The sequence below is a fragment of the Egbenema bharatensis FJBBOT/2019 genome (assembly GCF_048077055.1).
GTDB lineage: Bacteria > Cyanobacteriota > Cyanobacteriia > Elainellales > Elainellaceae > Egbenema > Egbenema bharatensis.
Genome location: NZ_CP182236.1, coordinates 6,505,760 through 6,531,544, shown reverse-complemented (window position 1 = coordinate 6,531,544; position 25,785 = coordinate 6,505,760). Strand labels below are relative to the sequence as shown.

17 protein-coding genes and 1 pseudogene are annotated in these 25,785 nt (G+C 42.7%); 13 read left to right on the top strand and 5 right to left on the bottom strand.

Features of this window, described 5'->3' with window-relative positions:
- Positions 1-37: 37 nt before the first annotated feature.
- Complete coding sequence (locus ACM1PF_RS30355; protein WP_416670117.1) at positions 38-3,814, bottom strand: LamG-like jellyroll fold domain-containing protein; 3,777 nt, start codon at positions 3,812-3,814, stop codon at positions 38-40.
- Positions 3,815-3,915: 101 nt separating this feature from the next.
- Here ACM1PF_RS30355 and ACM1PF_RS30350 point away from each other — a divergent pair, with 101 nt between their 5' ends.
- The gene (locus ACM1PF_RS30350) at positions 3,916-6,060 is read left to right on the top strand and encodes a pentapeptide repeat-containing protein (RefSeq protein WP_416670115.1); all 2,145 of its coding nucleotides are present in this window, start codon (positions 3,916-3,918) and stop codon (positions 6,058-6,060) included.
- A gap of 1,256 nt (positions 6,061-7,316) precedes the next feature.
- The gene (locus ACM1PF_RS30345; RefSeq protein ID WP_416670113.1) at positions 7,317-7,868 is read left to right on the top strand and encodes a hypothetical protein; all 552 of its coding nucleotides are present in this window, start codon (positions 7,317-7,319) and stop codon (positions 7,866-7,868) included.
- 158 nt (positions 7,869-8,026) lie between these two features.
- Here ACM1PF_RS30345 and ACM1PF_RS30340 read toward each other — a convergent pair whose 3' ends face one another.
- Positions 8,027-8,179 carry a hypothetical protein gene (locus ACM1PF_RS30340; RefSeq protein ID WP_416670111.1) on the bottom strand — a complete coding sequence of 51 codons (153 nt, stop codon included), beginning with the start codon at positions 8,177-8,179 and terminating at the stop codon, positions 8,027-8,029.
- 162 nt (positions 8,180-8,341) lie between these two features.
- Between ACM1PF_RS30340 and ACM1PF_RS30335 the strand changes: the two genes are divergently transcribed.
- Positions 8,342-9,331, top strand: a complete 990-nt coding sequence (locus tag ACM1PF_RS30335) for a DUF2806 domain-containing protein (protein WP_416670109.1) — start codon at positions 8,342-8,344, stop codon at positions 9,329-9,331.
- A gap of 413 nt (positions 9,332-9,744) precedes the next feature.
- A pseudogene (locus ACM1PF_RS30330) lies at positions 9,745-11,265 on the top strand (N-6 DNA methylase); the annotation flags it as partial.
- A 143-nt stretch (positions 11,266-11,408) separates the two neighbouring features.
- On the opposite strand, the gene ACM1PF_RS30325 reads toward ACM1PF_RS30330, so the two are convergent.
- Complete coding sequence (locus tag ACM1PF_RS30325) at positions 11,409-12,437, bottom strand: IS5 family transposase (RefSeq protein WP_416670108.1); 1,029 nt, start codon at positions 12,435-12,437, stop codon at positions 11,409-11,411.
- A gap of 354 nt (positions 12,438-12,791) precedes the next feature.
- Between ACM1PF_RS30325 and ACM1PF_RS30320 the strand changes: the two genes are divergently transcribed.
- The 8 genes from ACM1PF_RS30320 (at position 12,792) to ACM1PF_RS30285 (ending at position 22,329) form a co-directional block, all read left to right on the top strand.
- The gene (locus ACM1PF_RS30320; RefSeq protein WP_416670106.1) at positions 12,792-14,120 is read left to right on the top strand and encodes a type ISP restriction/modification enzyme; all 1,329 of its coding nucleotides are present in this window, start codon (positions 12,792-12,794) and stop codon (positions 14,118-14,120) included.
- Between the two features lie 1,061 nt (positions 14,121-15,181).
- On the top strand, positions 15,182-15,364 hold the full coding sequence (locus tag ACM1PF_RS30315; RefSeq protein ID WP_416670104.1) for a hypothetical protein: 183 nt from the start codon (positions 15,182-15,184) through the stop codon (positions 15,362-15,364).
- Between the two features lie 217 nt (positions 15,365-15,581).
- On the top strand, positions 15,582-16,625 hold the full coding sequence (locus ACM1PF_RS30310) for a hypothetical protein (protein ID WP_416670103.1): 1,044 nt from the start codon (positions 15,582-15,584) through the stop codon (positions 16,623-16,625).
- A gap of 33 nt (positions 16,626-16,658) precedes the next feature.
- Complete coding sequence (locus tag ACM1PF_RS30305) at positions 16,659-18,557, top strand: VapE domain-containing protein (RefSeq protein ID WP_416670102.1); 1,899 nt, start codon at positions 16,659-16,661, stop codon at positions 18,555-18,557.
- 506 nt (positions 18,558-19,063) lie between these two features.
- Positions 19,064-19,537 carry a hypothetical protein gene (locus ACM1PF_RS30300; protein ID WP_416670101.1) on the top strand — a complete coding sequence of 158 codons (474 nt, stop codon included), beginning with the start codon at positions 19,064-19,066 and terminating at the stop codon, positions 19,535-19,537.
- A 396-nt stretch (positions 19,538-19,933) separates the two neighbouring features.
- Positions 19,934-20,344, top strand: coding sequence for a helix-turn-helix domain-containing protein (locus ACM1PF_RS30295; RefSeq protein WP_416676866.1), 411 nt, complete (start codon positions 19,934-19,936; stop codon positions 20,342-20,344).
- A gap of 7 nt (positions 20,345-20,351) precedes the next feature.
- Positions 20,352-21,932, top strand: a complete 1,581-nt coding sequence (locus ACM1PF_RS30290; RefSeq protein WP_416670099.1) for a hypothetical protein — start codon at positions 20,352-20,354, stop codon at positions 21,930-21,932.
- Complete coding sequence (locus tag ACM1PF_RS30285; protein WP_416670097.1) at positions 21,916-22,329, top strand: hypothetical protein; 414 nt, start codon at positions 21,916-21,918, stop codon at positions 22,327-22,329. The genes ACM1PF_RS30290 and ACM1PF_RS30285 overlap by 17 nt, the downstream gene beginning before the upstream one ends.
- A 616-nt stretch (positions 22,330-22,945) precedes the next feature.
- On the opposite strand, the gene ACM1PF_RS30280 is transcribed toward ACM1PF_RS30285, so the two are convergent.
- Positions 22,946-23,734: a hypothetical protein gene (locus ACM1PF_RS30280; RefSeq protein WP_416670096.1), complete on the bottom strand. Its 789-nt coding sequence runs from the start codon at positions 23,732-23,734 to the stop codon at positions 22,946-22,948.
- A 78-nt stretch (positions 23,735-23,812) separates the two neighbouring features.
- Between ACM1PF_RS30280 and ACM1PF_RS30275 the strand changes: the two genes are divergently transcribed.
- On the top strand, positions 23,813-24,973 hold the full coding sequence (locus ACM1PF_RS30275) for an ISH3 family transposase (protein ID WP_416666610.1): 1,161 nt from the start codon (positions 23,813-23,815) through the stop codon (positions 24,971-24,973).
- On the opposite strand, the gene ACM1PF_RS30270 is transcribed toward ACM1PF_RS30275, so the two are convergent.
- On the bottom strand, positions 24,942-25,415 hold the full coding sequence (locus tag ACM1PF_RS30270; protein ID WP_416670094.1) for a hypothetical protein: 474 nt from the start codon (positions 25,413-25,415) through the stop codon (positions 24,942-24,944). The genes ACM1PF_RS30275 and ACM1PF_RS30270 overlap by 32 nt on opposite strands.
- Positions 25,416-25,785 lie beyond the last annotated feature (370 nt).

The window sequence follows — 25,785 nt, the reverse complement described above, 5'->3', positions numbered from 1 at the left end:
ATCCAGGAGATTTCTGGAACTCAGGAGGTTTAGTTTTCTAAGGTGAGAGTTCAGGAAACCCTGTTGCTCCGCAGATAGTACCGTGGTTCTTGTTGTTTGATTGATCAAATGCTAACTTTTTATCTTCACTAACCTCATCTAATCGCCAGTAGCCAACTAAGGTTGACCAACATTGCTCTGAATCTTGCTCTGAAACTTGTTGACTTAACCGACGAGACATATTCTTTTGAATCTGATCCTGCGTTCGGGCGACGTTCCAAAGACGAACTTCAGCGATCGCCATATTGTAATAATCCGTCTCTTGCTCTGTGCCTCCAACTATAAGAGGTATGGGAGGATTTTCGAGAAATTCAAGAGAACTTTTAAATATACCAATGCTTTTTGTTTGCATTGTAGAAATAACAGTTTTGCAATTCCCTTCTACAACACAATTCTGGAGTCTACCGTCAATATAAATGGAAATCTCGTGTGAATTGTGATCTTGCTTGTCCCTACCCCAAGTGAAGGCAACATGATGCCATAAATGATCGTTTGGGAAATTCTCTTCAGTGTAGACTACTATTCCCTCTTTCTCAGCTTGAAGCTTGACTTGGAGCTTGCCTTCATACCAAACTAACGAATAGCCATATCCCTGATTGTTGCGTTGCTTCACGATAGAGGAGGATCCAAAATTATGCTTAACCCACGCTTCAACAGTGATACCATCAGTGACCTTCAAAGCTAAATTTTGCGCTTTACTATGTTGAAAGCAACACTTAACGCAATGGCTGCTTTCACTAAAAATCAATCCAAATGGTAAAGGAGAAGCCGGATACTGAGAGGCTTTGATCGTTTGCGCTTTAGAAACCACACCATAAGCACCTTGATTCCCTTCAAGAAGAGTATATGCCCTTTCCCATCTCCTTCCAAAAACAATGCCGTATGTACCATAACCATATTGCTTTGTCGGCGAGCGATTGATATCCCTATCACCATACTTCTGATCGAGGAACCAATAACCAATCAGCTCTCTTTTTAGTTCTTCATCATCCTTTAGCTCATCATCATTCAACCGACGAGACATATTTTTTTGAATCTGATCTTGCGTTCGAGCTGCGTCCCAAATGCGAACTTCGGCAATACAACCATTAAAATACCTACCGTGATTTTGAGATCGACCGAGGTTGAGGTTCACCTTAGGAATACCAACACTTGAGAAATCCGAGGCTGATTTACAGTTTTCGCTTAAAACAACAGTTGTTTCCTTAGCTATTTCACCATCAATGTATACACTGATATCGCTGTCTTTTTTCCACGTAAATGCTACATGATGCCATTGTGGAGGTGATTCAGTTAGGATTCCTTTGCTGGCTTCGCTACTTATCTTGGCATCGATAGTTATCTTTTGATGAGTCTGACTATTTTGTAGCTCCACACGAAGGCTTTCTTTGCGTTTCCATATAGAAAATCCATCTTCGCGCCAACCACCACCTTGGTGAACGATCATTCCATCTGAATCGCCACCCATATTCTTTACCCAAGCTTCAACTGTAAGTGCTGCAATATTTTTTTCGTAATTCAATTTACCACAGTCAATATACTCACCTAATCCATGAAGTCGCAATCCAAAATTCGGCGGAAATGAAGGATTAAAATCTGTAGGTCGTAGATTTTCGAATTTAAGGTTGCAAACTTCATTATCTATGATTTCTTCTGGTCGCCAGTAACCTGCTAAGTTTGACCAATCTTGTTCTGAATCATATTTGCTTAACCGACGAAACCTGTTTTCCTTAATCTGATCCTGAGTGCGAGTAACATTCCAAAGACGAACTTCAGTAATAGAACCATTGAAATAGTATTGGCGTGCTAGCTCAAGACGAAGATTGGCACGAGTCTGATGAAAATAACCTTGAAGAAAAGAATTTTCTTTAAGACCATTGATAATCTTTTCAATAAGATTTTCAATGCTTTCAGAACGACCAATGGTTAGCCCCATAGCGGGAGAGCCAATATTATCGAGGTTAAAGCCATCTTTTAAGTCTCTTAAGGGAGTTTCGATAGGCTTTACTTCTCCGTCAATGTATATTGTTACTCCTGCAATTTTTTTCCATATATCCTTATTACCTTTACTTTGTTCCCATCCCTCGATCTGTTTCCATTTCTTTTCGGTGTCCCATGTGAATGCTATATGATGCCAAGATTGATCATCAAGAGCTGTATCTACAGTATCGACAATTATTTTCCCTTTAATATTGTCTTGCAACTCTACCCGAATTCTATTGTTGTACCGCCATATACAGTATCCAGGGTTGTCAAAACTACCGCCGCGATGGACAATGACTCCATCTGAATTGGGATCATTATTCCTAACCCAAGCTTCGACCGTAACTGCCTGACTAATTACCAAACTTTCATCCTTACCGCAGTCTACATAAGTCGTCTCTCCATCAAATTCCAGCGCTGCTGGCAATGCTGGATAAACTAATCGCTCAGAAGTAACAACAAAATCTTCAATAAAGCTCTTAAGCTTCGGAATGAAAGTAGCTTTTTGCTTTAGATCTGCAACAATCGCGCGAACCCTAACTCCTTGCTTGATAAATGTTCCGTCTGCCTGCACAATAGCCGCATGATTTAACGCAACCAATTCCCATCTGGTGTTGAAGACTGGGCAACCTGATGAACCATAATCAGATTCCCCCTGGTAGCGTAGGAAATCTTTATAAAGCCCATTTGGAATAACACGGTTGTTGGTTAGATCAACTTTCTTTTGTCTACCTTTAGGGTGATGGATTAAAATTACGTTATCGCCTTTTTTTTCTTCTTCTGACAGCCTATAGTCTTCCTTCTCTAATTGAGCAATGATATATGAATCATGGCTGATATCAGGGATGACATTTGAATCAGACTCAACCAATTGCAGCCAGCCAAAATTATGCCCAGCTTGCCTGGTCAATTGACTAAATTTTAGCTGAACCAGCGTATAATCTAAACTGGGTTCTCGAATGAATAGTGCATTTGGGTCAAGCTCATAGTCCTCCGTCCTTTGGATTGCTCCCTGTGATCCTTCGTAATTAAACTGAGCCACGCATTGCCTGGCAACTTCTTCATCAGGCAAAACATGATAATTTGTAAGTAAGTGGGTCGCACCGACTAAAAATCCTGAGCCAACCGGGATAGGATTCAGCTTGGCTAGCTGGTCTTCTGTCAAGTCACGAAATGCCTTTAAAAGGATCTTGCTGTATTCTAGAGAGTGATCTACGCCTCTCGCCTTATATGGAGCTAGAAGTTTCTCCTTTAATTTTTCAAATGAATCATAGACCTCAGTCGCTTTGCGATCTTCATCATCTTTTAGAGCTTTGTCAATAAGTTTTTTGTCATCATCCTTGAATTCTTTTGTTGCAAAGATCTCATCTGCGATCTTATCTGGAATTAGAAAGATTTCCTTAAGTTTTGCAATTGAGTCGAAGTTTTTAGCAATTTCTGGTTTTCTAGCAAGGTTTTCTAAAAGAGCCTCAATAAAAATTTGAAAATTTTTACGTGGAAAGTGGCGAGCTATACGGCAAACCGAGAGACTTCGTGAAGAACCTACTTGAAGCGAAGCTGCTGGTTGATCTTCGCGGGGATCGCGCACAGTACTAATCCATAACTTTTGCTTATTCAGCGACCTATTGCGTATAAGTTCAATGATTTTCTCCTGCGCGACTAATTCTTGCTCTCCCCAAAAAGCTGTACCAGTTATAGTTGATGTAAAAGGTGTCCTCGGCCAAGTCGTTACGAAAGACCAGTCACCCCAAGGGTTAAAAAGTAAAAGATATGATTCCGTAAAGCTAAGCATGGTTAGAGTGTCTGTAATTTTCTAACCTTACATTTTAGGGATAATGGGCATATGTAAGTTATAGCTTCTCTCAAATCCGCAAAACTCTTTAATGTACTGTCATGAATATTAAGGGAAATAGATTCGGGCAAAAAAAACTGCAATCAAACTTTACTGGTTTCGTAGCTGGACAATCTCTTTTAACTAAATTCACCTTGGCTCTATTAATCGTCCTACTTTATGGGTGTCTTAGTTTTGTTGGGAGTTACCAAGGAGGAGGCGTTATTTTGCCAATAATCTTAGAAACTCCTTACAAGGCTACATTTTCGCTGGTCTTTTTTATCACGCTGATTTGGTTGTTCTCTACGGTTATATGGGATTGGCAAAAAGGTATTAATATGTCAATCTCTTCGGCATTTATTGGCATAGTGTTATTGCAAATTGTAAGTTACTTAAGATTGCTTCAGCTAGGTTCTGATTTTCTCATTGTCTCAATTGGTAATCTTATTGTTCAATTATCTATTTGCGGAGTTCTTTTTTTTGCTTTTCGTTTCCTTATTGCACTATCAAAAATTCTTTTCTTGCATTCTAGATTCTTTCAATTATTGACGCTTTTACTCTCCTGTTCCATAGCAATCCCCACATCTCTACTTGTATTCTCAATTGGTCTGCAGAGACCAGAGTTTGTTTCTCAGGAAAATCTTGCATCTATATCTAGTATTGATTTATTGCGCTTGAAAATCACGACCGTGTTGGGTGGACTCGGGCTAGTTTTATCTTTGATGATATCTGCATGGTTTACTAATCAACGTAGACAAGTACCATGGAATTATCCTGATTTGCTTAGGGAATTAGCACTTGTTATTGGTACATGGGGTGGGACATCTTTTCATGGGTTAGTTCTTAGTAATGCTAATTTTACGAGATCTGAACTCGCTAACACAGATTTGAGGGCAAAAAAACTTTACCGAACTTGCTTTCAGGATGTAGCTGGTTTGGAACGAGCTAGAGTGGATAACCAATATCTCGACTTGGCATATCCTAAAGTGCAAAAATTACTGACTCATGGATGTAGCCTCGATCCTAACTTTAGCAAATTTAATCTTCAAGGTGCATATCTTCAAAATGCGGATATGCGTGGGTTTGACCTGACGGATACAAATCTGACCGGATCGGATTTGAAAGGCGCAGATTTACGAGGAAGTCGGTTAATTCGCACCCAACTGGCGGGAGCAGATTTAGAAGGGGTTGATCTCCGCACCAATATCTTGATTGATGCCAATTTGACTGAAGCCAATTTGCGAGGAACTGATCTACGGGATTGTATCCTTGTCCGCGCCCAAGTCGCACGAGCGGACTTTACTGGAGCCGATCTGACTGGTGCTTGCATCGAAGATTGGAGTGTCAGCGACAAGACTACCTTCACTGATGTGCGATGTGACTATGTATTTAAAGAATACGAAGATGGACAACCCATTCATCGCTATCCATCCGATCGCAACTTTGAACCCGGTGAGTTTGCTGCTCTGTTCCAACAACCCGAAAACGAATTGGAATTGATCTTTAAAGGCGACTTCAGTTATAGTGCTCTCAGTCTTGCCTTTTATAAGCTTAAAACCGAGAAATCAGACTTAGAACTAGATCTCAAAGGCATAGAACAACGCGGGAACTTGTGGGTAGTTCGGGTTACCAGTAGTAACCCAACGATTGAAGCGCAACTAGAACAGCAGTTCAGCGAAGTCTACCAGACCACGACAAACAACGACAGTATAGAAACCACCATCAAAGACTCAATTTACCGCGATTACGAAGATATCAAGCAGCGCCTAGTTGAAAGTCAACAACTCGTCAGACAATTCGCCGGGATTTCAGAAAGTCAAGCAGAAGCTCTGAAACAACTGAGCAAACAGGCTTTTGGCACCAACTTCTACATCGAAGGTAGCGCGATCACCAACCTGAGTGGACAGGGTATTCAATACACCGAAGCGGCTGGGCAGATTCGTTCATTAGTCACCCGTAGTGGCACAGAAGCTCAGATTTCCCAAGGGTCACAGCAAGTCTTGACCCAGTTGCAAGCTATTGCCACAACTCCAACAATGCAGACAGAACTGATTCAGCAAATCCTTCTAAGGGAAGCCCAGGACGATCCTGCCTTTAGACGCATTCTCTTACAGCAGCAACAACAAATCCTGACGGCCTTACCACCAGGCACGATCGCCTCAGCCATCCGAGGTGCGATCGCACAACTACATGAAGAATGGAGCTAAGGAGATTCGAACTCCTGACCCCCTCAATGCCATTGAGGTGCGTTCGTATTGCGGTTTGCTGCCCCGTTAAAGCGTTCTTGGGATATGCGTTTTAACCTGGTACAAACATTATACAAAATCACGCTACAGCCTGCGAGAGATCTGAGTAGCTGAAGTGCATTGCCAGACTCCATGCTGGTTCTGCCAGTCCTCGCAACCACAGGAGAGGTTGTTGAGGTCAATCAGGTAGATTGTATTGCTATCGGTCTTTGAGCGGCTCACAGCCCGATCTGACCTACGCTCAAGGGCGATTGCGTTTCTCCTCAGGAGAGTTAAAGCACCCTGGCAACGTAGGTTTAATCAGTCATAATCCAGAAACTTTAACTCTTCTCTATTCTTGAGTAAGTGCGAGCGGTTGCATAGTTAAGAGCCAATCCAATCACCGAATGTTGTAAAGGATACTTAAGAAGTGTATTAACTTACTTCATGCTTTTGGTCAGATCCCTAACGTTCATTAGGTGACACAAGGAGTGAATTGAGCTTCAATCAGGTGAATAGCGAAATTCACGCACAAAGCTAGCATCTCTACGATCGCAGAAGGCAGTGAATTGTCCGCAATTTCAGGGTGAAAGGAGTTAGAGCGGTTTGTACGGTAATACCTGTCATTACAGAGGTATCTGCCAGATCTGACGGGAATACCTTCATTTAGGTGTTAGACGGCAGATCTAGCCGGGAATAAATTGTTATGCTGCTGCAAATAAAAGGAGAGAATAAACAATGGAAGAGGTTAAGCTCCAGCAAATTACGTCAGCTCTCACTGAGCTTTCAAAGGAACTAGAAAAGAACTTTGTAGTTTCTAGCGATGGAGAGATCAGGGAAATTTCCGCACTAGGTTGTAGTTCAGGTCAATGTACAGTTTCTTACACTAGTTGCTCTACAAAAACTTCGGCAACCCTCTGTCTTAATGATGGAGAAACAGCTATCTACCAAGATTGGAATGGCTCAAGCTGTCAGTCAAGAGAGTACAAGTGCCAGATAGCCTAACAAACTAACAGGAGTAGGGTGGGGCAAGGCAGTATGTTAGCAAGCATGGATGTCTCCCGCCCTATGTCCCAGCCCTGAGGTTGAGTTTACTACTCAATCTTATTCTTGTCTTCCTATATCTTTTTTAACCAGGGTTCTAACGTGCTTCGGTTCATCTTGCTATGCTCCTGATTTCCGTAAAGTTAGCTTGAGCTATTGAAGTAACACATTAGAATCTGAGCGGAGATACTTAGGTGGATCAAGCAACCATCTCTCTTGCTGTTACTGTGACCTTGGCTCTAGCTGGTTATATCGCAACGTATTTGAACAATTTAAGACTTGAGCAAAGAAGGGCAAAGCTTGAGAGAGTTAACCGACAACTGAAAGAGCTTTACGGGTCACTTCTATCACTAGTGAGTGCCCTAAATGCTGCTTGGAAAGGCTTTAGAAGTATTTACCGACCTACGGGAAAAGACTTTTTTGATGATAATCCTCCACCAACACAAACAGACTTAGATGCTTGGTGCTTGTGGATGAAAGAGGTTTTTATGCCATACAACGAGGCAATGGCTCAATTAGTTGTTGATCATGCTGACTTGTTAGAGGAAAGCGAAGTTCCTCAATGCCTGTTGGATTTATGTGCCCATGTAGCTGCCTATCGCCCAGTTATAAAAGCTTGGGAGAATGGTAATTATTCCAGCTATTATTCGGTGAATGAGTTCCCTGCTGATGACCTTACTTTTTATGCTAGGGAAAGATTTAACCAACTCAAAAGAAGGCAAGCAAAATTGCTAGGACATTTTTGATTATTTAGACCAAATTAACGATCGTTTCTCTGTTGTTGTCTCACCCTGCTCCGGGAGTCTCTGTAAGACATTTAATATGTCTATGCCACTCGTTTACACGTTCACAAAAAACACCCGTTGCTTTCCTCATTAGCTTAGTTAATATCTTTTAACCAGGGTTAAACGCCTGACTCTAAGCGGCTCAGAAATTGCCGTTGAAAGGCGATCGGACTACGAACTTTAGTAAAACCTCGGCGGCTGAGGTAGAACAGGTAAATCTGGTTGCCTGACACAAGTGCCTCAAATGGCGTAAATACGTAACGTAGTTTCAAGGGTTTCAGGAGATGTGTCAGGCAGTCAGCAGGTAAATTGGGAATGGGAATGGAAAAATCGTACAACGTTCGCTCTTTTACTGTTGCCTTTAGGTGATGGTTTATAAGCTATCTGTTAACATCTATTACAAGTCTATCTATATCTATGACATCTTTGCGCCAATGGAAATTAAAGATCTTGCTGGTATAAGTGAGCCTCTAAAGAGACTAATAGAAGTAATTTCTGAGGGAGCAGGAGCAATATCACATCCCTACCTTATTCGGAAAAACGCTGACGCTAAGGCATACGAGATACGGGTCATTTCTCAAGCTATGGCTGAAAGCCATGCTTTGCTTGGTGGTATGGAGTATGAAGATGGAAAGATTAAGATCCTTCCTGAATCCCAAGAATCTTCTGAGCAGCTTTCACTTCCTAATCGTACAGAAAACCGTCGGAAGTATCAGGAATTGCGAAAACAACAAAATATAGAGTCTATATGTGCTAATTCTGCCGAACTACTAATAGGTGAGAGCCAAGTTGCAGAGGACAAACCGGAATCAGATTGGATTAATCGGTTCTTTGAAATAGCAGAAAATATTTCGGCTGAAGAACTTCAATACATATGGGGAAAAATTTTAGCTGGTGAAATTCAGAAACCAGGTTCTTTCTCGTTTCGTACTCTTGAAACGCTGAAAAATATGTCGCGTCAAGAGGCAGAAAATTTCTGCAAACTAGGTCAGTATGTTTTTCAAACTAGCAATATGGCGTTTTACGTAAACCCAGAAGAATACCTTTTCAAACAGGAAAACACTCTTGGCTTTGCTGAAATTTTCGCATTAAAAGATGCCGGTGTTGTTGCTGACAGTGATTTGTTGCAATTTTCCTTTAACCCTTCTAGTGCAGGTACTACCTCTCAAATATTTTACGGCTCTCTGATTCTGTTCTTTGAGAGAGAAAAAGATACACCTAAAATTACCAGTAGGGTAGGGGCTTTAACTAAAGCAGGGGTTGAGCTTCTAAAGTTGGTTCCAATTCAACCAGATATAGAGTATGTAAAATTCATTGCCCAGCATTTACATGCGGACGGTATGAAAGTCGCTTGGGCACCTGTTGTCAAAACAGAAGGCGATCTTATTTATACAGGCGACAAAACATATCTCGAATCTATGTAGTTTGATTATATTCATTTAGTTCTTTACCAGCGACACACCATAGTCCATATAGTGGTCGGTTAAAAACTGCTGAAGCAATGTTTTTTGATCGGTTGCCTGGTTGATTGCTTTACCCCGGTTTCAATGTGCCCACTGCACCTTAGAACCGGGGTAAAACGTGTGCCTTGACATAACCGCTCAAACGGGTCGCTATGCCGCAAGTCCTGGGGGGGGGACGTAACCACAAGACAATTGGTGAGATCCGGTGGGCAAAACCCGATTGGAAACGATCACCCACCTTACATACTTATCAGACTTATTTTCTAAATTGGATGATCCGGGATAGCAATATGTGAGCCAGAATCAAGGATAAGTGGGAATACTGAAAATTAGTCCTTAATTAACCCAGGCTTCATGATTCCAGGAGTCGCTTTATGTCCAGATTGCTAGTGACACAGTACCAGGTGGAGGTCGAAAAAATCATCCGTTATGGCGGTTCCAAAAAGGAAACCAGCATTCGTAATGCCTTTGAGCGGCTACTGAATGATTACTGCAAGCCCCGCAACTATCTGCTGATCCCAGAACTAGACTTTAAGACCAAGTTCAATACAAAGGTAGTTCCCGATGGCACAGTGAAAGATGCCATTCGTTTGGAGCATGGCTGGTGGGAAAGCAAAGACCAGTACGACAAACTCGACGAAGAAATCGAGAAAAAACTGGAGAAGGGCTACCCAGACGAAAACATCCTGTTTGAAGACTCCCAAACTGCCATCCTGATTCAGCACAGTCGGGAGCAATTGCGCGTTTCCATGCGGGATGCGGCGGCATTAGATAGGCTAATCAGTACGTTTGTAGACTACGAACGTTCTGAAGTGCGCGACTTTCGATCGGCGATTGTCAAGTTTAAAGAAGATGTTCCGCATATTTTGGAAGCCTTGCGGAGCATTATTGCTCATCAGGAGGAGAGCAATACCCAATTTAGGGAACGCCGCAACACCTTTCTAGAGGTGTGTCGCCAGTCGATTAACCCCGAAATCGAGATCTTCGATATTCATGAGATGTTGATTCAGCACATTCTCACGGAGGATATTTTTACCAATATTTTCCATGAGTCGCAGTTTCACCGAGAAAACAACATTGCGCGGGAACTGTCAGAAATCATCAACACTTTTTTCACCGGGGCCACCCGCAAAAACACGCTCAAAAGCATCGAGCATTACTATGCGGTGATTCGTCGTCATTCAGAAAATATCGCTAACCACCACGAAAAGCAGAAGTTTCTCAAGGCGGTCTACGAGAATTTCTACAAAGCTTATAACCCCAAGGCGGCGGATCGGTTGGGGATTGTGTACACGCCGAATGAAATTGTCCGCTTCATGATTGAAAGTGCAGATTATCTGATCCACAAGCACTTTGGTAAGTTGTTGAGCGATCCGGGGGTAGAAATTCTTGACCCCTGTACGGGGACGGGAACCTATGTGACGGAACTGATTGAATATTTACCTGCGGATAAGTTAGAGCATAAATATAAGCATGAGATTCACTGCAATGAAGTGGCGATTTTGCCCTATTACATTGCCAATTTGAATATTGAGTTTACCTATCAGCAAAAAATGGGTAATTATGAGGAATTCAAAAATGTTTGTTTGGTGGATACGCTGGATCACTGCACATTTGAAGGGCAGCAGTTTGATCTTTTTGCAATGAGTGTGCAAAACACAGAGCGAATTTCAGAGCAGAACAGCCGAAAAATATCTGTGGTTCTTGGAAATCCACCATACAACTCTTGGCAAAGTGATTTTAATGAGAATAATGCAAACCGAGAGTATATAGAGATCGACAAACGAATTAAAGATACATATGTAAAGCATGGAACTGCACAAAACCAAAATGCAGTTTATGACATGTATACCCGATTTTATCGATGGGCTACCGACAGGCTAGAGAGTGATGGGAACCTCGATTAATTCATTTTGAGGTAAGATTGGGTCTCAAATGAGACAAAGAACAACGTTGTGCTGATAGTCATGCAATCAATTCTTCATTCCATGCAGCCAACAGAACACTCCAATGCACCCCTACGCTTCAATTTTCTGCCTCAGCAAGGACATTGAGTCTGTAAAAACGTGTAGCGTACAAAGTTGTAGGTCAAGTTTTTCAACCCTAGCGTTGCCTTCGCTCTCACTAGACCAATCGAACGGATGAGCTTGCCTCCCATCTGCATCGTCCACCGACCAAACACATGCTCGACTCTGGCACGAGTTTTGGATTTGTCACGATTGGATTGCTTTTGCGCCTCACTGAGGGGACGATTGCGATAAGCCCGTTCATGAATTTGGCTCTCAAAGCCCATTAGTTCTAAAGTCTCCTCAATGGCAGCACTGCGATAAGCACTGTCTGCCCAAATTTCATCACTCTGGTTGTCTTCATCGAGTAATGCTCCTAACACTTGAGAGTCATGCACTGAGGCATCTGTAACCGCATAACGACGAATCAAACCGTACGCTGCATCGATGCCAATGTGGTCTTTATAGCCGAAGTAACTCTTATCCCCCTTTTTCGTCCAGCGCGCATCGGTGTCTTTTTGAGCGCGGCGATGCGGTTGATCTTGCCACTGTTGGGGGGTCTTGCCCTGCTTGATCTGCTCGTTTTCTTTGTCGCTGTTGTGTTGTTTGGGGACGGGAATCAGCGTCGCATCGACGATTTGTCCACCTTTAGCTGCATAGCCTTGCTCAACGAGATAGCCATCAAACTGCTCAAACACTGCTTCAATCAATCCTTGTTCACTCAGTTGTTTGCGAAACAGCCATACCGTTGTGGCATCGGGAACTTCATCGGCTAAGCCAAAGCCCATGAATTGCATGAACGATAGTCGGTCGCTCACCTGATACTCTAATTCTTCGTCGCTAATGTTGTACAACTGTTGCAGCACCAACAACTTAAACATGACGACGACATCCATTGCTTTACGACCCGCGTTGCTCTTGCGAGGTTTATTATGAATTTTCTCTAGAGTCGGGCGGAACTCCTGCCAGGGAATAATTTGATCGAGCCTCATCAGTAAATCTTTTTTCTGGTTCAATTTGCTCTGACGTTTTTCCCACTCCCAAACTCCAGTTTGGCTCATTGTTCCCTGCTCCGTTCTAACCTAATGTTATGATCTCATAGTAGTCTCAATTTAAGACGCTCCTGAAACAATTTTTCGAGGTTCCCTGATGGAATTATAGCTTTTATCACAAAAAGTACATTCGCTCGCTCTAAGACCTTCGATGGGCTTAGGAAGGTTTTTCAATCAGAGTTTAGTCATGTTTACGTCATTGACTTAGGTGGAGATGTAAGAGATAACACAAAACTTTCAGGCACAAAAAATAATGTTTTTGGCATTAAGACTGGTGTTGCAATCGCCTTTTTGGTAAAGATAGGAAAAACTTCACAGGCTTTTCACGACAAGTGCCAAATATCATATCTGCGCCGCCCAGAAATGGATACAGCAGAAGACAAGCTTGGGTTTATTAGATCTGTCAGCTTTAGGGAATTAGATTTTCAGCATATACGTCCTGATATAAAGAATAACTGGATAAATCTGGCTGAAAATGAGTTTGACAATTTTATTCATTTGATTGACAAACAAACAAAAGACGAGAATTCTCGTCAGTCTATTTTCGCATTGTTTTCTAGAGGAATTGAAACTGGTAGAGATGAGTGGGTTTACGACTTCTCGGAAATTAACCTGGAAAACAAATTAAAGTTTTTCATTGATGTTTATAGCCAAAGTATCAGAAACAAGAAAAACGACTTTAAGATAAAGTGGAACTCTTCTCTAAAAACCCATGCAGAAAATCAATTGCAGCTTACTTACAATAAGAATCTAATCGTGCATGCAGCATGGAGACCTTTCACACGAAAACATTTCTATGGTGAAAAAGCGTTAAATCATAGACTCACTCAAAATCACTATGGGATGTATGGATATTCCCCTGCTCTCAAAAGTGAAAATTCTGTAATTTGTTGCACTGATGCAGGTACACAGTCACCTTTTATGGTTACTGCAACCCATAATGTTCCTGATCTACATCTAGTTGGCACGGCTGCTCAGTGTCTTTCCCTCTACCGCTACGACGAAAACGGGAAACGCATCGACAACATCACCGACTGGGGCTTAACCCAATTCCAAACCCACTACAACGACCCCAGCATCACAAAACTCGACATCTTCCACTACACCTACGCTGTTCTCCACCATCCCGCTTACCGCACCAAATACGAACTCAACCTCAAACGCGAATTCCCCCGCCTGCCCTTTTATGCCGACTTCCACCAATGGGCAACCTGGGGCAAAGACCTGATGGATTTGCATCTCAACTACGAAACTATTGAACCCTACGGATTGCAACGGGTTGATGTGGGGCGCAAAAAGCCAGCCAGTGATACCCTCCTACAGGCAACCTTAATTCCCATTGACGCACCTGACTCAGCCAAACCCATCAAGCGCACCACACCCAAAGTCAAACTCAAAACTGACAAAATCGAGGGCAAAATCATCCTCGACACGGAAACCACTCTAGAAGGTATCCCCGCTCTTGCATGGGACTACAAACTCGGCAACCGCTCCGCCCTGGAATGGATACTCGACCAATACAAAGAGAAGAAACCTAGAGATCCGACGATCGCCAAACTGTTCAATACCTACAAATTTGCGGACTACAAAGAAAAAGTGATTGACCTGCTCGATCGGATCTGCACCGTCAGCGTTCGTACTATGGAAATCATTCAGCAAATGCCTGATACCGTTGAACACCAGGGAGATTAGATAAAATGACACAGGCAATTGAACAACGAACTTACACCCATGAAGAATACCTGGAACTTGAAGTGGCTTCGGAGGAACACCATGAATATGCGAACGGAGAAGTTTGACTCATAACCTGAGGCATATCCGACCACAATGAATCAGCAATCAATCTTGCAACTCTACTCAAATCTGCTTTGCAAGGCAAACCCTATCGAATTTTTGGAGCTGATCAACGGTTGTGGATTCCCGATCGCAATTTAACAAACAAAGAGTTACCCCAAAAGTTACAAGATCTTCTACAAGGGTTGTGAACTTCTTATTTTCTGAATTGAATAATTTGAACAAACTATTTACTCCGGTTCAATCCACATTAAACGGATGAAATCCATTGAACGTGGTTAAAAAACCGGGATTAACTATACCGCTTTAACTATATTGACCCCTAAATGTTGTCTCACCCTGCACCGGGAGTCTCTGTAAGGCATTTAACACGGCTATGCTGCCGTTTGCAGGTTCACAAAAAAAGCTCGTTGCTTTCCTCACCAACTTAGTTAATAGCTTATAGGGCGATTTTCAGTGTCAGATCAGAAATACCCTCTCCTGAGAGAAGGCAAATTTCTGAAGCAATATGCAATATGCAACTATATTCTAACCTCTAACCCCGGTTAAACCTCTAATCAAAATTACCCCCTTAGAATCGTTTTCTAGGGGGGTTCAACTTTAGGCTTAAATCACGTTCTGGAGCAGGTTTTTTAGGGCTAGAACCGGGGTAAACAGGTTTCAAGTATGCTAGGTCATTCTATTTTTAACCCCGGTTAAAACGCCTCTCAGCTTCCGATCAGACAAACTTATGAATCAAAGGTAAAACGGTAGGGCAATGATACCGAATTAGATCCCTCATGCACGAAAATTAAAAATGGGGTTAAAACCTAAACAATTTTTCACATTTAGCTTTAGCTCTGACTAAGCAAGGATTTTAAGCCCGAAAAATGAATTTCATACTCTTGTTGTCAAATCAATAAAACTTATGCTAACATAGAAGAGTAGAGAAAAAAGCTAATCTTAAGGAGAAATGCCCCATGAACATCACACTAAAGAAGCCCGAAAAGACCAAATGGGTACAAGCAAATTTTTGGTTGAAACCTGAAGATCGTGCAAAGTTAAAGCAGATTGTAAAAAGTCTAGGAATGAATCAGTCTGAGTTTCTTCGCCAAGTTATTCGAGGCGTTGATCTTGAGTCTTCTGGCGTTAGGATCAAATAGAGGCAATAAAAAAATCGCCCCTGGCAAGGCGATTTTAAGACGATTGTAGATTGTAAAAAACTAACTCTTGAAGGTTAAAAACAACACAAAACGGAGGTGATGTTTCTAAGAGCAAAAAGAAATGAACGGAAGTTCTAAAATTCGTTAAACCGAGGTTGCCCTTACCTCCATTATAAGGGTAAAGCATACGAAATACCAAACCCAGGAGGTTTTATCATTGACTAATTCAACGCTTGAACAGAACATTATTAAAAATTTGCCAGCCGATCGCCAGGAGATCGTAGAAAAAGCCACTCGCGTCTACACCTATGAGGAAATCGATCAGTGGAAAAAGGATACTTTTGACGCAATTATGATGGATGTGGTTAGAGGTGGACTTCTAAGTATTGCCTCTGAATCCAAAAACAAACTAAGGGGCGAATGTTGGGAGCATCAAAGCAATTCCGGATCTTCTTTTTATGTTGATTTTGAAAAAGGCTACTGCAAATGTGATGGTTGTGACGACAAATGGGCTAATAACCCTGCTCAATTTCTGGTTAAACGGTACGATTTATCTTGGGATGATGCCGTTTGGCAAATCAATGAGATGTCTGGACTAGTCCTGTTGAAAGGAGAGTACGTTAGCGAAGAAGCTAAGGGAAAACGCCATTTCCTGAGTCAAAGATCGATCGTACTTGAAACGATCATGACCTTGGCTGCAAATGAGATGGCAGTTAACGAAGAAGTTCAAAACTATGTTAAGGATCGAGGATTTTCTGATGATGCTGTAGTTGATCTTTTGATTGAAGAAAAAATTGGCTATATTCCAAACAACTCAGATAAATTTCTAAAGAACCTGATTGATGCTCTAATTGAGAATAAAGATCTTATTCCGGTTTCTGTGTCTGGGGAAGACAGAAAAAATCAGGCAGTCAATCTATTGAAAGAAAATAAAATTCTAAATTCCACAGGGGATAAATTGTGGAAAAACTTACTTGGAAGACTGGTTTTCCCCTGGGTTGGCTGCAAAAAAGATGAGTTGATCTCACTTTATGCCCGCGAGTACGACAATAAAACCCCTGGGCAAAAGTATGTATCTCTTAGAAATCCCGAATTCAACGGCGAGAGAATTCCCGCGAAACCTACTCCTTTAGGTTGGGAAAATGTGAATTTTGATGAGCCTATCATCACTGTGGAGGGTGTCTTTGACGTTCTTTTAGGGCAATCTAAGGGGCTAAATTGTCTTGCATGGGTGGCGTTCCCGAACAACGCTCAGATCTAGTTTGTCAAGCGTCAATGGGCGAAAGAGCTTTATATGATCCCTGACGGGGATGAAGGGGGCAATAACGGACTGTTTCCGCAGGTGTCGAAGCTCTACCACAACTCAGAAGAAGTTTTTGTGTATTCCCTTCCAGAGGGATCTGATCCCGATGAGATCTTAACGGAAATGGGGGCTGAGGGTTTTTTAACCTCAGTTAAAGAAAATTCCAAACCTGCTTATGTGTGGCAAGTTCAGAGCTTGTTCAACAAGCACCTTAAAGATGAGTCTTCAGACCCCTCTGTTTCGGCTCTAAAGGCATGGGACAGGGCAATTAAGACGCTTATCGGTAAACTGCCCGAATACCTACACACAGCCGTTCTGAGGGAGACTGAGAAACTGGGTTATGCGGTCGTCACCAAATCCGAAGGTGTGATCGAGTCTTTTGACTACGATAAAGCCGAGGATTCCCCTATCAAGCAACGGCTGGCAGATTCCCAGGTGGAGAGAGGAGAAGCACTTTTCTGTAAGGGACTTTTGAACGTCCGTTTTGCTCAGGAAGGTACGCAAGAAAAAACTCTATTCAAAACCGTATTTGATATCTATTGGTACATGATTAACATCCCGGAAAATCTCAGAGAAGATTTTACAGCAAAACTAATCATCGCAGCAGTAGACGCAGGTTTAACCGAGGTTAAAGCATCTCAAACTATCACCAGAGCAATGGAAACCGCTCACCAACAAACGTTAGATAAGAAATATAAGTTTCCCGGTAAAGTCAACCCTACCAACCGCTTGAAGCATTATTTAACAGGTCAAAGCGTTGTTTTAGACGTTCGGGAAGATAAGATTTCCATTGATGGTCAATGTGTCACATCTGAGCAGTTCCACGATGGATTGGAAACTATAACCAACGTTACTTGGGCAGCAAAAACGGTTAAGCGAGTCTTAACTGTGATGGCAGAGAAAAACGAACGTGATCGATTTAAGGAGTGGTTAGAGGACATCGAACCAAACACAAACGAAGCTTTGATCGAGGAACTTTTACAGGATGCAATGGGGGTTACAACCGATTTAACTCTGGCTAAGGGATGGTTGAGAGTGTTGGTTTGCGGAATCATTAAAAGGACGTTCAAACCAGGCAGTAAGCACCGGATGTGCCCGATTTTTAACGGCTCTCAAGACTCAGGTAAATCTGGTTGGCTGGATTCGCTGTTGCCTTGGGAGGGATTAAAAGGTGAAGCGCACATTGGCAAGAAAAGCTACAGTGATCCAACTACTAAAATTGGTTTACATCAGCGATTCGCTATCCTAGAAATCCCTGAAATCGATCAGCACTTCTCTCAAATGGACTCAAGCGAGGTTAAAACCGAAATTTCGACTCATGAGGACTACGGGCGAAAAGCCTATGCCGCAGATGCGAACTTCTACCCAAGACGGTCAACATTTTTCGCAACTACAAATCATATGGGCATTGCCAATGATAGCACTGGCACAACCAGATTTGTAGTAATTGAAACCAGTAAAAACCTTGAAAATCGGATTGACTTTGACTTTTTAGAGCAAAATCGAGATGAGATTTGGGGATGGGCGATGCACTTTTACTTAGCTGATCCGAGACACTGTAATGAGCTAACCACAGCCGAGAAACTGCAAAGCGAACGCCAAAACAAAGAAAAGTACCGCCATGTTTCGACCTTAGAGGACTCCCTAGAAAATTTTATCGCTGAAATTGAACCCGATTGCGCGTTTAAGGGTTCAGATTTGAACAATGCTTTAGGCAGACCGAACAAAACACAGGAAAGGGAGATTGCAGCCATTCTAAGAAATCACGGTTTCGAGAGAGGACAAAAGCGAATTGAAGGAAAGCCAGTAAGAGTCTGGAAACGAGGAAGCGGAGATAAGATTTATTCTCGTCAAGTCATTTCCAGTAAGATAAATAATTACGCTTACTAATAGATGTCACGGGTGTCACCATTAAAGTCTTTGATGGTGACACTTTTGTTATAAGCTGAAATCTAGTCCTGGTGGGAGTTTCAGGGAATGAGTAAATGTTAGTGTCACCATCAAAAAAGGTGATGGTGACACCCTCAAACCCAGTCCAGGTAAGGGTTACAGCTTAACTGTCACTGTCACCATCACTTATCAAACTTTTGAGTTTTAATGTAATTAAAGAAAAGCATCTTTTATAAGAAGGAATAGCATTACATTGAAATTGATCAACATAGGCATTTTGATGGTGACGCTACACCCTATTTTTCGGCTGTACCCCCCACTAGGACTGGGTTTGAGGGGTGTCACCATCACTTTTTGATGGTGACACTACTGGTGACACTTTTTCCAGTTTCAACCTCAGTTTTCCCTCTGTTTAACTGAAGTTAAACATTTCAGACAAAAGTTGACAAAATAGATTGTTTTTGCTAGACTGAAATAGAGTTAAATCATAGATAAAAGAGGCGGCTATGAGCGTTTTGCAAAGATTAAATAGAGAGGAAAAATTCATCCAGGATGCTGCTTTTGCTTTATCTAAGGTGATTATTCGTAGCCTCCAACGCGAAACGCCCCATGCTATCGAGCGTAATCTTTTGACCTGGGATTCGCTTTATCATCCTCATTTTGTTCAAACGATCTTACTCGGTTGTGTAACTTACGATTTCTTGCCTCTACCTACGGGGGAAGATGAGTTTGATTATGATTACTTCCCTGCAAGGCACGATACGCCCAAAGTTGTAGAAGTTCCAAAGAAACTAGTCCCGCTTATTCAATCTCGCGCTTTAATGAACCTGGGTTATGATTTAAGCCAGTCTCAGGATTTGATGTCTAGTTCCAAGCAAATTCCTCTACCCTGGCGATCGGCTAAAATCAATCCGCATTACGAACGGATGTTAAAGCATTTCAGTTTAGAGAATTACAGTCTCAAAGTTCCTATCGCTTAACCCTCCAATTATCCTTAACTAGTTTTCCTCTGGCACTTGTCCCAGAGGATTTTTTTCAAAAAGTTTATCCAACTTTGGAATTGCCGCTAGGGGCGAAGCCCCGTAACTCAAAAACCCTCTCAGCCCCTCCTACGATCGCTTCTAAGGCGATTTAACCTGAGTTACAACTTAGTCATCATTCAAATTCCCAAACTCTCTCAAAATGCATTTTGAGAGGTATTCTAGACGCAGATCCCAAGCTTGATTGATCTGCCCCGCAGGGGATTACAACCAAGGTTTGAACTACCCAAGTCAGTTTGAAGGTATAACCCAGGTTAAAATAGATGTATACAGTATACTGTATACAATTTTTTACAACCTATTCTAGTGGTTTCAAGAGGGAGCAGGTGAACAGTTATCAAAAATTTAACAGATCAGCAATTAAAGGCAGTTAAGTATTTAGTTCAGGGCAAAACTTACGTCGAAACGAGCAGGCTTTTGAAAATCGATCGCACAACGCTTTATAGTTGGCGACAAAAGCCAGAGTTCAAAGAAGCTTATGCACAATTGGATCGGGAACGATCGGAAAGTACCTACAACAAAATTGCGGAAGTTTTAAGTTCTGAAGCATTCAACACACTGGTAGAGCTATTTTCAGACAACGACGAGGCATCGAACGCCAGGATCAGAGCGATCGATACTCTGTTGAACATGAGGAAGGAGTTTCAACCCCAGTTGGGAGATTCTGAAACCCAGGAACAGCCTAAATCAGAGCTAAATTCTGACATGAGTTCAGAGGACATCTTAAAGAAACTCCTGGACAAGTGATTCGGGGATGTTTCAGGCATTATACGAGGCTCTAACCCAGCTTACAGAGGCGATCGAAGAGAGCCGTTCAACCTGGGTTGAAACAGGGGGCATGACCTTCCTACTGGAAGATATTGCACCCCTGTTAGAAGCCAGGAGGAAGCTAATTTTAGAGGGAACGGAGATCTCAGAAGATTTTCGTGATTTTATATGGGCAAAATGCCGTGAGGATTTGAATTTTTTTGTCGAACACACTCAACTTGCATTCGATCCCAGGTTAAAAAGCGAATACGGCTACCATTCTTCGGAAATGCCGATCCTTTTGATGCCTCAGCAAATAAAATACCTTGAATTCCTGCGAGATACGGAGTTTGAAGTTAATTTAATCAAGAAAATGCGTGATATCGGGGCGAGTTCTCTATTTTCGTGTTTTTTGTCATGGCGGAACTGTTTTGTTAAAGATGACCTTCAACTGGTATCGAGTCTCAAACTCCAATCAGTGCATATCCTGGGCAATAAGGGCACTTTAATGGAGAGAATCAACTATTGTTTAGAATCGTTGCCACCCAGGTTAAAACCGAATTTCGATCTCAACTACTGCCGCATTACCAATCATGACAGCGGATCAGTCATAGAGGGACAGAGTTCAGCTTCAGCAGGACGATCGAACAGATATTCTGTGGCGTTGCTTGACGAATGCGCTCATGTACCTCAGCTAGAATCCTCCCTATCCGCTCTAAAATCGGCTTCTCCGCGTGTGTTTTTACTTTCAAGCCCCCTAAGAGCTTTTGACTTATTTCACAACTTGTGGGGCAATCCTGGGGTAGGTAAGTTTGAGTTCCTGCCTGAGCATGATTTGAGGAAGTTAGAGCAGGGATCGATCAAATCTCATCTTGAAAAAACACGGATTTTACTGCCAAAACATATTTTTGCGCGCGAGATCCTGGGGGACTTCTATAGTTCCAGCGATAGGGCATTTATCGAAAGTCAGGTTATCGAGAAGGTCATAGGCGAAGGTCTAGCCATCGGGCCCCGTGTTGCTGGGTTGGATCTGGCTAGTTCCGCCAAGGGATCAGATAATTCAGTTCTAACTATTCGGCAGGGTAGCCAGATTCTAAAAATCAAGATCTGGGAACAAGCTGAAACGATCGACGTTTGCCAGGAAGCGATCGAAATTGCTGAAGCATTGGGCTGTGACTATCTTTTTTACGACTCAACCGGAATCGGGGCCGGGATCAGTAAAGTTTTCAAACAGCACTGTTCGATTAAGTTTAAGGGGGTCAGTGGATCTAACAAAAGCCCAAATCGTCAACTTGGGAAGAATATGCGGGACTATCTTTTTAACCAGCTTCAAATGCGAATCCAAAATGCCTATCTTAAATTAACAAGTGATTTAGAAGTTAGTCACTCGGAATGTTTATTTTTACCCCGGTTAGAAGCTCTGTTAAAGCAATTGAGATCAATAGAGCTTGATTCGGGGTTGAAGCCGCGATACACAGGGCAAGGATCGCCCGATCTAGTGGACAGCTTAAGACTCACTTTTGTGCCCAAGTCCGTATTTGAAGAAGAAAATTGTAAGGAGGATCAATATTTTGAATACCGAGTTTGATTATGAGTTTAATAAAGGTAAAACTGGGGTTAAAACCCAGGAAATTAGGGAAGAATTATTGGCTGAATCTGAGAAAATTCTCAGGTTTCTTTATAGTACGAAAGAAGGTGTCACCTTCCCAGGCTATAACTCAATCAACACCCAAGCAATGTCAAAGGGCTATTGCTGGTTGAGGTCTTATTATGGACAGGTTATTGTTCAACCTGCGAATACGGTCAAGCGAGTTATGGAGAATAGGATGAAGTTAAACAGGGGTAAAACCTTCCGAGGAATAAGGTTAAAACCTGGGTTAAACTTCCCTAAAGACCACGATGAATTGGAACTGTTACTCACTCAAAACCCGTTATTTTCTGTACCTGCAACTCGAATTGATCGGTGGTTGAGAAAAACAGGCTAACTCAGGTTAAAATATAGGTAATCATAGATTTAGAATCTTGGATTAACTAACTAAATTTCCCGCTCTAAAAAAGCGGGTTTTTGTTGTTATGATAGAGGTGTAGTAGAACTCCTTAATTCACTACAGAGTTGTAAGTTGTACAAAACTGAGGAAACCTCCCGGACGCAATGAAAGGGGGTTTTTTTTAGTTTGTTTCTAATCGCTGCGCGGCTAGAGAATCCAGGCTTCTTTCATAATCAAAGTCAGACTTCGGTTAGGATGATTTGCTGGGTTTGCCAGCATCAACAGTGGGACTGTTGAAGTCCTACCCCCCCGGTAGGGATTAAGAACAAACTGTTTCAACCTGTGATCAACCCCAGTTAAACTAGACTTTAACTCAACATCCAACCAGCCTTACCTAGCAGGCTCTAGAACAGACCTTAAACCTTTTTTTGATGTAGTGTTCGATCGAAAATTAAAGCCCCTTCACGGCTCTTAGAACGGTGAAGCATTTTGAACGTGCATAGGTTAATAAGCCCTAAAACTGGGGTTAAACATAAGAAAACCTCTCCAGAAATGGAGAGGCATCTTTTTAGGAGGAAATTAACTATGACTTTTTGATGTAACCCTCAAGTCATCAACTAATCAGCTTTACCAGTGCTTCGGGACGGATTACCGATGTTCCGAACAGACAAGATAGTACCCATGTACCCATTTTGAAACCAGGGTAGTAATCCAAAGTTAGAGTCAACCCACTTTCATCAGTCATCGAAGTCGAAATCCCTTTATCTGGAATCGAGTTGCCAAGGTTGCGAACGGCCATACCGATAGCAGAACGGTGTCCGGCAAGACTAATGACGTGATCAGGATAGACAGTCACGGCGGCGGCTTCCTGTGCATCCACATAGCGATCGATTAGGACACGAATAACTCCGGCTTCTGCTTCAGCATCTTCCAGGGCGTTCACATATCCGGGCACTCCAGCAATCTGAAGGATGTCACCCTTATGGATCGTTTCACCGGAGGTAGCTTCATCGATATTTAAGTAATACTGTTTCACATCACCCTTGAGATTAATCCCCAAGTATTGCGTAGAAACAATAACCGTTTCAACCTGTGCCGACCCGACCACCAAGTTCTCATTGCTAGAAGCCGAACCCGCTTCATGCATGGGATTGTAGACATCGTAGTAGCAATTGAAGCCGAGCCGCTGACCCAGCGCAAAAGGACTTTGCAAAGACAGAGGCCCATTTTGTTTCTCAACCAGTTCCGTCATATCCGTTTCGGTGTCAACATCGACTACCAGAAACCTATCGGTCTGCGGAGCATGAATCTGATTCAACCGCTTCCGGGCTTGCAACAGTGCCTTGGAATCGTTAGTAAACAGGGCTGTTCCCGGTTGACCAACAACGTTTTGAGCCTGCACATAAGCTTGCCATACTCAGTAGATCGCAAATTCTCTAGGAAAGGGGTAGGGTCAGGCTAAACGCATTAAAACAAAGCCATGACGATCTACCCAAGTTCATTATCGCCTGCTCCAGCTTTGACGGATGAAGCGACGTTGGAGGTAGCCCTCGACTGCCTATTGGAACACTTATCCCTGGACATGCAAGGTGGATACACACTCCAAGATCTGTTTGAGATTTTGCTACGGGCCGCCAGTCGCAGCGATAGCATTGAACACACAACACAACGATTGGAGGGCGTACCCAGTGGCAATGGCATTCGCTATCATCTCGATAAGTTAGACGATATCACAACTCTGGAATCTCAACTCAATGCCGCTCTGCAAAGCCGCATCCCCCCAAAAATTCGTAAGGGCAAGCATCGTATTGCCATTGACCTCCATCTGATTCCCTATTACGGCAGTGTGAACGTCGCCACTGAGCCTTACATCTACCGCTCTCAAGCTAAGGCAGGCACGACTTCGTTCTTTGCCTATGCCACCGTCTATGTGATTTGTCGTAACAAACGGGTTACTTTGGGTATTCATGCCGTGCATCGGCATGAAACATTGGTTGCAACCATCACTTATTTATTAGCCATGCTGACTCCCTTACGAGTCCGCGTCAAACGGCTTTATCTTGACCGTGGGTTCTATAGTGTACCAGTCATTCGTTGGCTCAAAGCTCTCAATATTCCGTTTCTCATGCCTGCGGTAATTCGAGGCAAACGTGGAGGTACTCGCCAGTTGTTGATTGGGCGCAAAAGTTATGCCACCCGTTATACCCTCAACAGCCCTCAATATGGTTCAGTTACCTGTCAGATGCGGGTGATTTGCAGCTATTACAAAGGGTTCAAAGGGAAACATGGTATCCAATACACCCTATACGTGGTGCATCGTGTGAGGGTTGCTTTGGAGCAGATGCATCAGCATTACAAAGACCGTTTCGGTATCGAGACCAGCTACAGGATGAAAAATGGGTGCCGTATCCGCACCACGAGCAAGAATCCAGTCACCCGTTTGCTGTTTGTGGCTCTGGCGTTTATTTTGGTCAATCTCTGGGTGTATTTGCTCTGGTTCTTTGTGAGCCGTACTCAACGAGGAGGACGGGTCGTTTACCGAGAACTCTTTAGTCTCAAGACCATGTTGGAGTTTCTCTCTCAGGCTGTCGAGCGACATTTCCCAGTCATCACAGCCATCTATTTACCCTCTCTAGAATGAATTTGCGATCTACTGATACTGCCTCGTTTACCTGTTTTACCAGTGCTTCAGCAGCGCGAGTTACAGCACCAGGAATGACTTTGCCCTGCTCAATTGTCGCGTATTCTGCTTGTGTGAGGTTGAAACTTGCGCCTTTATGTTGGTCAAGCACGATTCTACGGTTTTCTACATCAGGTTTTTCAGATTCGGGAACCAGATTCGGATCTGGTACAATGTCGAAAGCTTCCATCGGTTGCACATCTGGCAGATCTACAGCCTCACCCTTCTCAGCGAGATCAGAGCTGTAGTCAGTAACTACGCCTGCACTCAAGAGGGGAGTTTGTCCACGCCAAATTTCTAAAGCCTCTCCCAAAATAACGGGTGCTACGTTAGCCAAAGATTCTGGAATATTTACGTTAGGATTCAAATTTACCACTTCTCCTTTGAAGTTAATTTTTAACAAATCAAAGGATCTTTTCTCGAATTGCTCTTAAAAATTTCCTCACCGTTAACCCCGGTTTTACATTGCGATCAACCCAGTTAAAGGATTTATTTTTAGAGTTACAGTTTCTATCACATTGCGGTCAAGAAAATTCTATGACTCTATTAATATTTTAACCTTGGTTTGACAAATATTCTAACTGGGGTTAGATCCCCCGTTAGTTCGATCGCTACAACCCAGTTAAAACCAGCCTTAAAATTTCAAATCCTGCAATCCTGGTTGATCGCAGGTTAAAACCATTAAAAAGAGGGGCGTTAACCCCTCTTTATGTTTATTTGGTAGGGTATTTCACCTGTTGGATGATGTAGACATGACCTCTCCCTTGCGGGAA

Coding starts and splice junctions, on each gene's coding strand:
- ACM1PF_RS30355 (WP_416670117.1), bottom strand. CDS start 3,814: ATGCTTAGCTTTACGGAATCATATCTTTTACTTTTTAACCCTTGGGGT.
- ACM1PF_RS30350 (WP_416670115.1), top strand. CDS start 3,916: ATGAATATTAAGGGAAATAGATTCGGGCAAAAAAAACTGCAATCAAAC.
- ACM1PF_RS30335 (WP_416670109.1), top strand. CDS start 8,342: ATGGAAATTAAAGATCTTGCTGGTATAAGTGAGCCTCTAAAGAGACTA.
- ACM1PF_RS30325 (WP_416670108.1), bottom strand. CDS start 12,437: ATGAGCCAAACTGGAGTTTGGGAGTGGGAAAAACGTCAGAGCAAATTG.
- ACM1PF_RS30320 (WP_416670106.1), top strand. CDS start 12,792: ATGGATACAGCAGAAGACAAGCTTGGGTTTATTAGATCTGTCAGCTTT.
- ACM1PF_RS30315 (WP_416670104.1), top strand. CDS start 15,182: ATGAACATCACACTAAAGAAGCCCGAAAAGACCAAATGGGTACAAGCA.
- ACM1PF_RS30305 (WP_416670102.1), top strand. CDS start 16,659: ATGATCCCTGACGGGGATGAAGGGGGCAATAACGGACTGTTTCCGCAG.
- ACM1PF_RS30300 (WP_416670101.1), top strand. CDS start 19,064: ATGAGCGTTTTGCAAAGATTAAATAGAGAGGAAAAATTCATCCAGGAT.
- ACM1PF_RS30290 (WP_416670099.1), top strand. CDS start 20,352: ATGTTTCAGGCATTATACGAGGCTCTAACCCAGCTTACAGAGGCGATC.
- ACM1PF_RS30275 (WP_416666610.1), top strand. CDS start 23,813: ATGACGATCTACCCAAGTTCATTATCGCCTGCTCCAGCTTTGACGGAT.